Raw genomic sequence first — 12,654 nt, forward strand, 5'->3', positions numbered from 1 at the left:
AATGGGTACTAATTATGTGTTTATACTTATTTTAAAATTAACCATTGGCCAATAGCGAGTGCGTTATCAGTGAGATTATTTTTTTGTTTTAAATCCTCTACTTGTAAGGCAAATTTCTTTGCAATAGAATATAAAGTGTCTCCTTTTTGAACTTCATAACTATCAGAATTCCAGTCTACTGAATTTTTATTAGAAATATTTAATTCATCGGTGATTTCCTTAATTTTAATATTTGAATTGATCCCTAAAACCAAATCATCATATTGATGCAATTGATACCTTTCTATATATGAAATTAATTTATCAGGATATTTAGGATCTGTGGCGTATCCTGCTTCCCGTAAACCTCTGGCCCATGCTTTGTAATCGCCTTTTTGGTTTTCAAATAATTTAGAATACCTGCTTCGACTAGTTAAAAAGAGCGCATGATCTCTAAAAGATTCTGAAGGATTATCGTATTTTCTAAAACATTCCTGAGAGGCATCATCATCATGATTGACTGTTTCACCAGTCCATCCCACATGGCATTTAATCCCAAAGTGATTATTTGCACTCAATGCTAAATCACCGTTTCCTGCGCCAGACTCAAGAATTCCTTGTGCTAATATAATACTTGCTGGGATACCATAATTTTTCATGTTTCCCATAGCAATGTCCTTAAATTTTGAAACGTATAACACAATGATATCACTAGTCACAACCGTTTTAGAGGTAGAAACTATGACTTCTTTTGGTGCATTATGTACTGTTGCTTTTGATTTTTGAGATACCGTAACGTTTGGTTTTGTTGGCACTTTGGCGATCGGCTTTTTAGCTGATTTATTAGTTTCGGGTTTACCCTTTACAACAGTTGGAACACTTGCTCTTGGTGTGCTTTTTTTAGTTACAATGACAGGTTTAGTAGCATTACAACTTGCTAATACTAGCACTACAAACAAGACTATATATTTTTTAAACATGGATATTAATAGTTGGTAATTGTTTGTTTTTTAACTTGATATTCATGCCTTGAACACCTTGTAAACCTCCTGTATGGATCATTAAAATTTTCGAATTTTCGGGAAAATAATTTTTCTCAATCAAATCAAGAACTCCATAAACCATTTTTCCTGTGTAAATAGGGTCTAGAGGTATTTTAAAATCGTGATAAAACTGATTGATAAATTGTATCAAAGTATCGTTTACCTTGCCGTAACCCCCAAAATGATAATCTGTTTGTAACTCCCAGTTTTTATTCGTTACAAAATTACAAATTTCCTCTTTCAAAAAATCACCTTTTAAAGCAGTAAATCCTAAAACTTTTTGATGCGGTAAAATACTGTTTATAATGCCCGAAATAGTTCCTCCTGTTCCAACGGAGCAACAGATATAATCAAAATAACTATCCTCCTCATTTAATATTTCCTGACACCCTTGTATGGCTAATGCATTAGTTCCTCCCTCCGGAATCAAATAAAAAGCGCCCCATTTTTTAGTCCATCTAGCTAGGTTCTCTGGTTCATTCTTGTGCTGATATTCTTCTCTTGAAACAAAATCAAATTCCATTCCATATTGCTTTGCAAAAGCTAATGTGGGATTCAAAACTCTTTGGTTCTTTAATTCCTCTCCTCGAATAATACCAATAGTTTTAAAACCACTTTCATAACCTGCATACGCTACTGCAGCAATATGATTTGAAAATGCTCCCCCAAAAGTTAGCAATCGCTTTTCTTGAACCTCTTTAGCTGCTAGGATATTGTATTTGAGCTTTCTAAATTTATTTCCAGATACAAATGGATGCAACAAATCTTCTCTTTTTATATACAATTCGATGGAATTAGAAAACTTCTTAGCTACCTTTTGATTCAAAATATTAGATTTTAATACAAAGGTAAAACTAAATTGTAAAAAAAATGCAACCTTACTCAGATTGCATTTAGAATTCTAACACATCAAATCTAATTTTTAATAATTATTTTTTTACCAAAATTTTCATTTTCTTTTGTTGTCAGCTTCACAATATAAACACCATCTCCATAACTGGATGTAGAAAATGTAAAAGTTGCTTGATCACCCAAATCATCTTGAGCAAAAATCAATTTTCCTGCAACATCATAGATTCCGCAAGTAGCTAATTCTATAGAGTTTGGGTTGCTAATTGTTAAGATTTTTGAAAGATTGTTTTGATAAACAATGAAATTATCTTTTGTAACTGCATCAACCCCTAATGTTTTATTATCTTTAAACGTAATTTCAAATCGTGTATTATTTATTCCAGCAGGTAATTCCATTTCATGAAAACTATTTTTGATATCGTGATAGATATCTTTTATTTTGTCATGCAAAAAAACAGCATCCACATCGGGAAAATTGATAATTTCTTTAACAGTAATTTTAAAAATAGCTGTTTTTGTATTTCTAAAACCAATTGGAATTTTTTTATTGATGTTAAAATTCGTAGCATTAATAACGTATTCCATATTGTCAATTATAAAATAAATATCCGCTGGCGAACTCTCACGACTAGACATAGCATCCATAGCGTGATCTGCACCATCTGTAGCCTCTGGAACAAAGGCTAGCGCCAATTGTCTAACACCTTGATTGTTCATTAAAGTATTCAATCGGATTTGAGGAGTTGGAGCAAGACTAACCGTTTTATAATCAAACCCTGAAGTTGATTTAATTTTAGACAAATATTCCTTTTCACTATGGATGTTTGGCTTGTTTGTTGATTTTTCAAACTGTGAATTATTTGCTACACCTTCTTTTACATAAATTCTATAACTATTTTTCATCTCGACACTTCCATTTACAACTCCACCTACCAAAAACCCTTGTCCAATTGGAGAAAATCGTCTTTCAAAAGCCCCACCTAATCCTGTTGATGGTCCAGGATTGCCAGATCCATCATAGGAATAAAAAGTAGCTGGAACATAAATACCAGTTCCGCCCCTAGCCACAGGAGAATAAGCGCCATAACCACCTTTGTAATCAGCAATATAGTGTGAGTTTACTGACTTGTCTTGTTCCCAAAAGTAAGCTATACCAGTGCAATTTGTTTGCTCTATCAAAAAAGCAGCAAGATCTATTGCTGATGGATAAGGATTACCCGTTAATGTAAATTGCAAGGCTGCTACAGGTATGGAAATCGTACCATCATTTGGTTTTCCTCTAAAATCATAACGCTGTTTACCCCCTGGATTGTTTTGAACTCCATTTACAGTTATTGCATTTGTCCCTGAAGTCCCTTTCATTGTAAATCCTTCACCCGCATTTAAAGTTGCTGCAGAACCTACTGCCAACCAACTTGCATAAGTAGAGGAACCTATTAATTTATTAATCCAAAAAGGGGCAATTCCAAGCGGACTTGCTGTACCATTGTAATTATTTGTTGCTAAAATAACTGGATTATTAAATCCTGTCAAGCTCGTAACATCCTTGAGTTGGGTGATAGAAAAAGCTGAATTCCCCACGGTCGCAAGACTTGATCCTACTGGTGAACACCAATAATTATAGTTAAAATTATTAGAAGAACCTTCTTGATAAACTGATAAACTCCCCAAGCCACTATTACCTGAATTACCTGTAGCTCCTTGTAAAAGTTGTGCACTATCTCTTAAATAAAAATTACTTGTTGCGGCTTTGAGTTCTAGTTGTTGTTTTACAAAAACTATCTCATTTGTAGCAAATACATAACTATCTGGACTAACATACATTTGTGCCTTACTTTCATTTTGAAAAAAAACGAAAAGAAAAAAGATAGCTGCTTTTTGAAGTATTGATGTATTCATAAGCTTTGAGATTAAAGGGTATTAAATTTTCATTTTTTAAAACCAGCTAGGCTAAATAGTTGAAAAAATTTCAAAACAAAATTTAAGGAACAACAGCATTAAACTGAATTTTATTTTATAAAGTTACAAAAAAAATAAAATACAAATAGAAAAAAAAGTCGATAAAAAGTATAAATAATCGATTAAATACAATTTTAATGGTTTAAATAGTGATTTTTCTTTCAATAAAATAAACAGACATAAACAACAAAACTAATTTTAATTTAGATCTGCTTTTAAAACGACAAAAAATTGAAGTGAGCATAAAACGTACACTATCTAAAAATATATTTTAAAAAATTAAAGAAAGTACGTTTTTTCAAGAAGTTTAAATTGTGCTCATTTGCATAGCATTCACGCTCAAAGGAAATGTTTTTATATGCGAGATAGCTATTTTTATAATGCAACAATCGAATACAATACTCCAAAAGATACCAAATAAAAAAAGGAAGAATAAGTAACTCGAGTTGTTGCCTGATATGAATGCGTTCATGATTCAGTAAAATTGGATTTTTTACATCAGACCTATATTTAATAAAAATAAAAGGAAAAATCGTCAAACCACGATATCCTTTTGGAATTAAATATTTAGACACAATCAAAAACATTCGTACTTAAATTTATAAATTTGTAAACAAACAAAACAATCGAAAACAACTATTTTGAGAATTTTTAAAATTATATTCTCCTAGATAGCATCTAAAAAAAGGAATGAGCCAAAGTAATGAAAATAAATTGATAGAAGGAGAAGATTTCTATTATACACCAGAAGGATATAAATGTTTTACCGAAAAACACCACCTTAAACGGGGTTATTGTTGTAAAAACAACTGCAGACATTGTCCATACGGATTTGATAAAAAAACAGGAAATTCAAAAAAATAATTTGGGCGTTACCTTACAGGTCGGGCTTTCGCACTCGCTTTTATTGTTCCGCTATCGCTACTCAATAAAGAGCTCAAACAATTGCTCAATCCCTAACGCAGCCTATAACAACATTAGAAAAACAACTACAAATGACTTTTCAAGAACAAATACTACAAGGAATTCCAACGATTTTACCAAATCCTAAGCCGTATGAAGTTGCAATAAATCATGCGCCAAAGCGAAAAGAAATTCTTTCTGATGAGGAAAAAAAGTTAGCACTAAAAAATGCTTTGCGCTATTTTGAACCTAAACATCATGCTGAATTGCTTTCTGAATTTAAAGCTGAGCTTGAAACCTACGGAAGAATTTACATGTACCGTTTTCGTCCTGATTACAAAATCTATGCACGACCAATTCAGGAATATCCAGGAAAAAGCGAACAAGCAAAAGCCATTATGTTGATGATTCAAAATAATTTGGATTATGCCGTAGCGCAGCATCCGCATGAATTAATTACGTATGGCGGAAATGGAGCAGTTTTCTCTAATTGGGCGCAGTATTTATTGACCATGAAATATTTGGCAGAAATGACCGAAGAGCAAACATTATCCATGTATTCAGGTCATCCCATGGGTTTATTTCCTTCCCACAAAGAAGCGCCAAGAGTGGTTGTCACTAACGGAATGGTTATTCCAAATTACTCCACACCGGATGATTGGGAAAAAATGAACGCCCTTGGCGTTTCTCAATACGGACAAATGACGGCTGGTAGTTATATGTATATTGGTCCACAAGGAATTGTTCACGGAACTACAATAACCGTTTTAAATGGATTCAGAAAAATTAAGAAATCGCCTAAAGGCGGATTATTCGTTACTTCTGGACTTGGTGGAATGTCTGGCGCACAACCAAAAGCAGGAAATATTGCAGGTTGTGTAACCGTTTGTGCCGAAGTAAATCCTAAAATCACGCACATTCGTCATTCGCAAGGCTGGATTAATGAAGTGATTGAAAATATTGATGAATTGGTTCAAAGAGTTAAAAAAGCATTAGAAAATCAAGAAGTTGTTTCGATTGCTTATCTCGGAAATGTAGTCGATGTTTGGGAATATTTCGATAAGGAAAATCTGCATATTGATCTCGGTTCTGATCAAACCTCGCTTCATAATCCTTGGGCTGGTGGTTATTATCCAGTTGGTTATACTTTTGAAGAATCGAATGAGTTAATGTCAACTAAGCCTGACAAATTCAAAGAAGAAGTTCAAAAAACATTGCGTCGTCATGCGGCTGCAATAAATAAACACACCGAAAAAGGAACCTATTTCTTCGATTATGGAAATGCCTTTTTATTAGAAGCTTCTCGAGCTGGAGCCGATGTATTAAAAACAAAAAACCTTGCTTCTCCTTCTCCTTTGGGGAAGGGCGGGATGGGGCTCGATTTTAAATACAACAGCTACGTTCAAGATATAATGGGTCCAATGTGTTTCGACTACGGGTTTGGACCATTCCGTTGGGTTTGTGCCTCAGGAAATCCAAAGGATCTAGCCAAAACTGATAAAATTGCTTGCGATGTATTGGAAGAAATGATGACAAACTCTCCAGAGGAAATTCAGCAACAAATGGCCGATAATATCCAATGGATCAAAGGAGCTCAAGAAAATCAATTGGTCGTTGGATCACAAGCCAGAATTTTATATGCGGATGCCGAAGGTCGAATTAAAATTGCCGAAGCTTTCAATCAAGCTATTGCTCGTGGCGAAATTGGCTATATTATTTTAGGCCGCGATCATCACGATGTTTCTGGAACCGATTCTCCATACCGAGAAACATCCAATATTTATGATGGTTCGCGCTTTACCGCTGATATGGCTATCCAAAATGTTATTGGCGATAGCTTTCGCGGTGCTACTTGGGTTTCTATTCACAATGGCGGCGGCGTTGGATGGGGCGAGGTAATTAACGGTGGTTTTGGTATGGTTCTTGATGGAACTAAAGAAGCATCAAAACGTTTAAAATCAATGCTTTTCTGGGATGTAAACAACGGAATTTCAAGAAGAAGTTGGGCAAGAAACGAAGGAGCAATTTTTGCAATAAAAAGAGCCATGGAAACGCAACCTTTGTTGAAAGTTACCATCCCTAATGTAGTTGACGAAGATTTATTATAGTTTCAGGTTTCAAGTCTAACTTTTCAAACCTGAAACCTCAAACTTGAAACACTAAAATAAAATATTATGAAAACACTAAAATGTATTCCCGTACTTTTACTCTTTGTATTTGCTTCCTGCAGTTCAGTTAGAGTGTACTCTGATTTTGATAAAAAAGTAGATTTCACTCCTTACAAAACGTATGCGTTTCATAAAAACGGAATCGACAAAGTTGAAATTTCACAATTAGACAAGAAAAGAATTCTAAACGCTATAGATCGTGAATTGAGTGCAAAAGGCATGACCAAAAGCGAAAATCCAGATCTATTAGTCAACATTTTCACCAAAGAAAGAGAACGAGTTGATGTCAACCAATTCAACTCTGGATGGGGTTATGGCTGGGGTTGGGGTTGGAGTCCTTTTATGTGGGGCGGACAAAATACAATTGCTAGCACTTCAACTGAGGGCACCCTTTTTATCGACTTAATTGATGCTAAAAAGAAAGAACTCATTTGGCAAGGTGAAGGTGTTGGGAATTTAACTCAAAACCGAAGAGACAAAGAAGAGCGAATCAACGAATTTGTTGCTAAAATTTTAGAACAATTTCCTCCAAAAGAAAAATAGACATTACTACAATCAAACATAAAGCCTACCTTTGCGTAGGCTTTTTTTATAGAAATTATGATACCACAAACCGATATTGCTTCCTTAGAAGATATTAAACTCTTAGTCAATACTTTTTACGCTCAAGTGCAAAAGGATGAAATAATTGGCCCTATTTTCAACGAAAAAATAGGCAACCGTTGGCAGGAACATTTAGAAAAAATGTATGGATTTTGGGAAACTATTTTGCTAGAAGTTCACTCTTATTCTGGAAGTCCCTTTCCGCCTCACAAACAGCTCCCTATTGGCAAAGATCATTTTAACCGTTGGATGGAACTATTTACACAAACTACCGATCAATTATTCCAAGGGCCACTGGCAGATGAAGCCAAATACAGAGCAAAAGGCATGGCAGATATGTTTCATTACAAGATTGACTATTTTCGTAACGCCGAAAAAAATCAGATTAATCCATCGTAACACTATGATTTGCAGTCACCTTAATTTTATTCAGTACACTATCAATTCTATGCGAAAATTACTTTTTTTAGTTGTTCTTCCTGTATTTCTTTTCTCTTGTGCCAATGTAAAACAAAGCGCTGAACACAGTCATGTCCCAAAATTAAAACTCTTAAACACTATTGAAGTTCCGTTTGATGCCCAATTTCAAAATACAAAAATTGGTGGCTTATCTGGTATTGATTATGATCCAAAAAAAGAGTTGTATTACATCATTTCCGATGATCGATCGGTGTTTAATGAGGCTCGTTATTACACTGCAACCATAGCTTTGGAAAATAACTTTCTGAAAAATGTTAAATTTCAAAGCATGAGTACTTTAAAAAATGAAACCGGAAAAGTATATGCCAACTGGAACACTGCACCAAACACCTCAACAGATCCAGAAGACATCCGATTTAATCCAGAAACAAACACTTTGGTTTGGAGTAGCGAAGGAGCTCGAGTGATAACCGCAGATAAGGAAATTTTGCAAAACCCTGCCTTGAACTTCATGACTACAAAAGGTGATTTTCTAGGAAATGTAACACTACCAGAAAATCTAAAAATGCAAAAAATAGAAAAAGGTCCAAGAAACAATGGCACTTTGGAAGGTCTTACTTTTGATAAAAACTATAAAAACATTTACACCAATATTGAGGAACCGCTATTTGAGGATGGTAACCAAGCCACAACTAGCAAAGGAGGTTTAATAAGGTTGTACCAGTTTAATGCCAAATCTGGAACAAATACGGCTCAATACGGCTATCTTTTAGAACCTATTGCCCGCGAACCCAATCCGAGTGGTGCTTTTGCTGTCAATGGAATTTCGGCAATTCAGTATTACAGTAAAAATAAACTACTTGTTGTGGAACGCTCCTACTCTACGGGGAAGCAAGAATGTACCGTAAAAGTTTTTTTGTGTGATCTAAAAAAAGCAACTAACGTTAAAAATAACACCTCCTTAGTGAACCAAAACATACACTTGGGATCTAAAAAACTGGTTCTAAACATGGATGATTTGGGAATTTTTATTGATAATATTGAAGGAATTACGTTTGGCCCCAAGTTGGCTAACGGCAACCGATCTTTAGTTTTGGTTTCTGACAACAATTTTGCAGAGAAACAGAAAACACAGTTTTTTTTGTTTGAAGTGATGGAGTAGGAAATCCGACAATATCTTATCATTCGCAACTCCCCTAGCCCCGATTGCAATGGAAAGCTTTTTGAAAAAGCCTTTTGGTTTTTCTTGTTTATAAAAAGCGACCGCAGGAAGCTCTTTTATAAACTTTAGAAAAACAAATGGGTTTGCAAAAACTTGCAATGAAAAGCGGGAATTAGCTCCTGAATTTCGTATTTTTGCATAAAAACTACAACGTTTTCGACATGAACACAACTATAGAAAGTAATCCGTTATTAGACCGATTGCCAAAACACTTACAACAATTTATTAAACCTCAGGATTATAGCGATTATACGCCCATAAATCAAGCGGTTTGGCGTTATGTGATGCGTAAAAACGTGGATTATTTATCTAAAGTGGCGCATAATTCCTACCTAGAAGGGTTGAAAAAAACAGGTATTGAGATAGACAATATCCCGAGTATGTATGGCATGAACCGCATTCTGACCGAAATAGGCTGGGCTGCCGTTGCAGTTGATGGTTTTATTCCGCCCAATGCTTTTATGGAATTTCAAGCCTATAATGTGCTTGTAATTGCATCGGATATTCGTCAACTCGAGCATATTGAATATACTCCTGCACCCGATATTATTCATGAAGGTGCTGGTCACGCACCGATTATTGCTAATCCAGAATATGCCGAATACCTTCGTCGTTTTGGAGAAATAGGTTGCAAAGCAATTTCTTCGCACAAGGATTACGAAATGTATGAAGCTATCCGACTACTTTCAATCGTAAAAGAAGCCGAAGGTACGCCACAAGCTACGATTGATGCTGCCGAAAAAGCAGTTGAAGATTTACAAAATAACATGGGCGAACTCTCAGAAATGGCCCAAATACGCAACTTACACTGGTGGACGGTGGAGTACGGATTGATTGGTACGGTTGAAAATCCTAAAATATATGGTGCTGGTTTGCTTTCCTCTATAGGCGAAAGTGCGCATTGTATGACTCCGGAAGTAAAGAAAATACCTTATGATATTTCTGCAGCTAACCAGAGTTTTGACATTACTAAACTGCAACCACAGTTGTATGTCACCCCAACATTTGCCTATTTAAATTTAGTTTTAGAAGAGTTTGCTAATAAAATGGCGTTGCGTACTGGTGGATTATCCGGTATTAACAAATTGATTGAGTCGAATGCTTTAGGTACTATCGAATTGAGTACTGGACTGCAAATTTCAGGTGTTTTCAGCTCGGTTATCGAACATGAAGGCAAACCCATTTACATACAAACTACCGGAAAAACGGCGCTCGCATATAGAGAAAAAGAATTAGTAGGTCATGGAACTTTGACACATGCTGAAGGTTTTGGTAGCCCAATAGGTAAACTTCAAGGCATTAACTTGGCTATTGAAGACATGAGTCCAAAAGACTTGAACGCTTATGACATACTCGAATCAAAAACGGTTAGACTAGAGTTTGAGGGCGGTATAACGGTAGAAGGTGAAATTATTACAGGCTCCAGAAACTTACAAGGTGAAATTACTTTGATTCGTTTTAAAAATTGCACGGTAACGCATGGTGAAACGGTTTTATTCCAGCCAGAATGGGGCGTTTATGATATGGCGGTGGGGAAAAAAGTAACTTCTGCATTTTCTGGCCCTGCTGATGTAAATAGTTTTGATTTGATTTCCCATTTGCCATCGAGTACTACCATAAAAGCAAAACATAGTGCTGAGCGTGATGATTTAGAAATTTTATATCAAACGGTTCGAAATATCAGAGAAACAAATGATAAAGAAACGTCTTTGAGACCCATTTTTGAAAAAATACAGAGCAATCATCCTAACGATTGGTTGCTTGCAGTAGAACTTACTGAACTGCTAAAAGACAGAAACGAACCTCAATTACTGCAAGAAGTTTTGGTGTTTTTAGATCAAATGAAACTGAAGAGACCCGAAGTATCTCATTTAGTTACAGGAGGCTTGGACCTGATTTTTGATAAAGCGAAAGCTTAAAAGCAATACACCTCAGATTCGCAGATTTTAAATACTTCTAAAAATCTGTGAATCTGCGGTTATTTTTTTTGTGTTACAATTTTATTTTTTGTCCAAATTCTTTTTCGGTTGTGATCACCTGTCCTTCGTATTTTAAGGTCCAACCCAACTGACTTGTTGTGATTAATAGTTTAGACAATTCGCTGATCAATCTGTTTTGAGCGTTTGTTTTTAAACTTGATTTCTCAATTTTCTTAGCTAGATTTGCTTTAACAGACTTATTGATTTTATTGTAATCATCGCCTGTAAACGGATTCAACTTACTTTGTTCTACATCGTAAAACTGAATATCTGGACTGATTTTGATTTCTTCTTTGGGAATACTCACAATTGTAATTGTCTTGTTGATAGAATCGATGTCGTACTTCATAAGGTGTAAATCGTAGGCCACAGTAACATCAGCATTAACAACGACCAAGGCTTTTTTCTCAAAAGAAAGCATGTCCATCAAATATTTCTGTTGGTTTTTATAAGTAATCACTTCAGAGAAATGCCCTTCAGTAACAACCAACTTGCCCACGTTAAGAATTTGCTGCTGAATGAGATTGGTATTATAGGTAATATCTTGATCCTCATTTTTCTTAAAATCGCAATATTTAAACAATAAAAAGACAGCAATAATAATTCCGATTCCGATAAGTATTCGTTTGAGCATAATTAAAATTTCATGAATGAATATTGATGTTCTAAGATAGCTATTTTTTCCTTAAGTCTTGTCTCAAATTTAATATGACTTTCAGATTTAGGGTTGAATGGCTTGTGAGCAAGACTTTTTTGGATCGCTTCTACCTCATCCATCAGAGCGTGAGCCGTTTCAGAAATCGTAGTTTCTTTAAAGCGTTGCCAGATATAATCGATAGCTAAAGCATTAGGATGCAGCATATCATCTGCATAAAACCGATAATCTCGCAGTTCGTCCATCATGATCTCATACGAAGGAAAATAGTCAGTAATCAGTTTACAGTAATCAGTATCAAGAACACTTTGAAGAGCCGAAATTAAATTGGCTTTGCTCCTTTGGTTTTCAACAAAACCGTCTTTGATGTGTCTTACTGGTGAAACTGTGAAAATAAGCTTGCTTTCAGGGTTTAGAGAACAAATTAGATCCACTGTCCTCGTTATACTTTCTTGTATTGCTGCAACAGAAAGTAATTCTTTGTGAAACTGTTTTTGCGGTACCTTATGACAATTTGCCACGATGGCTTGGCTTTCTATATTGCGATACACCCATGAGGTTCCGTAGGTGATAATGGCATGCGTTGATTGGGATAGTTGTAGTTTCGTTGCTAAAACAATAGCATTCAAGTTATCCAGTAATTCGTGTTTGTCAGCATTACTCCAATCTGAATGTACATCAAAACAATGCCAACGTTCATTATAAAAAAACACATCTTCTTCTGTAAATTCCTTTTCGGAAACAGCAAAATATAGGAGTTTTTCAATTGCCAAAGGATGAAACAAAATCCCAAAAGGATTACAACTGTTTTGAAATTTAAAAAGATCCAGTTATCGATTCGTGCTCGATGAACCGGGCGCTTATGGCTTAG

Annotated in this window: 11 protein-coding genes; 6 read left to right on the forward strand and 5 right to left on the reverse strand. The window is 35.2% G+C overall.

What is annotated here, in order from left to right:
- Positions 1-26: 26 nt before the first annotated feature.
- The 3 genes from AC061E_RS07075 to AC061E_RS07085 form a co-directional block, all read right to left on the reverse strand.
- Entirely contained in the window at positions 27-959 is a 933-nt protein-coding gene (locus tag AC061E_RS07075) for a glucosaminidase domain-containing protein (protein WP_478285602.1), read from the reverse strand.
- A complete protein-coding gene (locus tag AC061E_RS07080; RefSeq protein ID WP_478285603.1) occupies positions 952-1,848 on the reverse strand; it encodes a 1-aminocyclopropane-1-carboxylate deaminase/D-cysteine desulfhydrase in 897 nt (298 codons plus the stop codon). Before AC061E_RS07080 ends, AC061E_RS07075 begins: the two co-directional genes overlap by 8 nt.
- 89 nt (positions 1,849-1,937) lie before the next feature.
- Positions 1,938-3,773, reverse strand: coding sequence for a T9SS type A sorting domain-containing protein (locus AC061E_RS07085; protein WP_478285604.1), 1,836 nt, complete (start codon positions 3,771-3,773; stop codon positions 1,938-1,940).
- Between the two features lie 750 nt (positions 3,774-4,523).
- On the opposite strand from AC061E_RS07085, the gene AC061E_RS07090 reads away from it, so the two are divergent.
- The 6 genes from AC061E_RS07090 to AC061E_RS07115 all read left to right on the forward strand — a co-directional run bounded on the left by AC061E_RS07090 (position 4,524) and on the right by AC061E_RS07115 (position 11,068).
- Positions 4,524-4,697: a C1orf53 family protein gene (locus AC061E_RS07090; protein ID WP_478285605.1), complete on the forward strand. Its 174-nt coding sequence runs from the start codon at positions 4,524-4,526 to the stop codon at positions 4,695-4,697.
- A 131-nt stretch (positions 4,698-4,828) separates the two neighbouring features.
- Positions 4,829-6,844 (forward strand): urocanate hydratase, encoded by a 2,016-nt coding sequence (gene hutU / locus AC061E_RS07095; protein WP_478285606.1) that lies wholly within the window; start codon positions 4,829-4,831, stop codon positions 6,842-6,844.
- A 66-nt stretch (positions 6,845-6,910) separates the two neighbouring features.
- A complete protein-coding gene (locus AC061E_RS07100) occupies positions 6,911-7,447 on the forward strand; it encodes a DUF4136 domain-containing protein (protein WP_478285607.1) in 537 nt (178 codons plus the stop codon).
- Between the two features lie 57 nt (positions 7,448-7,504).
- Positions 7,505-7,906, forward strand: a complete 402-nt coding sequence (locus AC061E_RS07105; protein ID WP_478285608.1) for a group III truncated hemoglobin — start codon at positions 7,505-7,507, stop codon at positions 7,904-7,906.
- Between the two features lie 49 nt (positions 7,907-7,955).
- A complete protein-coding gene (locus AC061E_RS07110; protein ID WP_478285609.1) occupies positions 7,956-9,089 on the forward strand; it encodes an esterase-like activity of phytase family protein in 1,134 nt (377 codons plus the stop codon).
- Between the two features lie 221 nt (positions 9,090-9,310).
- A complete protein-coding gene (locus tag AC061E_RS07115; protein ID WP_478285610.1) occupies positions 9,311-11,068 on the forward strand; it encodes an aromatic amino acid hydroxylase in 1,758 nt (585 codons plus the stop codon).
- 73 nt (positions 11,069-11,141) lie between these two features.
- Here AC061E_RS07115 and AC061E_RS07120 read toward each other — a convergent pair whose 3' ends face one another.
- Both AC061E_RS07120 and AC061E_RS07125 read right to left on the reverse strand, forming a co-directional pair.
- On the reverse strand, positions 11,142-11,762 hold the full coding sequence (locus AC061E_RS07120) for a DUF4230 domain-containing protein (RefSeq protein ID WP_478285611.1): 621 nt from the start codon (positions 11,760-11,762) through the stop codon (positions 11,142-11,144).
- 2 nt (positions 11,763-11,764) lie between these two features.
- A complete protein-coding gene (locus AC061E_RS07125; RefSeq protein ID WP_478285619.1) occupies positions 11,765-12,613 on the reverse strand; it encodes a GSCFA domain-containing protein in 849 nt (282 codons plus the stop codon).
- Between the last annotated feature and the right edge of the window lie 41 nt (positions 12,614-12,654).

This window comes from Flavobacterium sp. GNP011 (genome assembly GCF_056428925.1).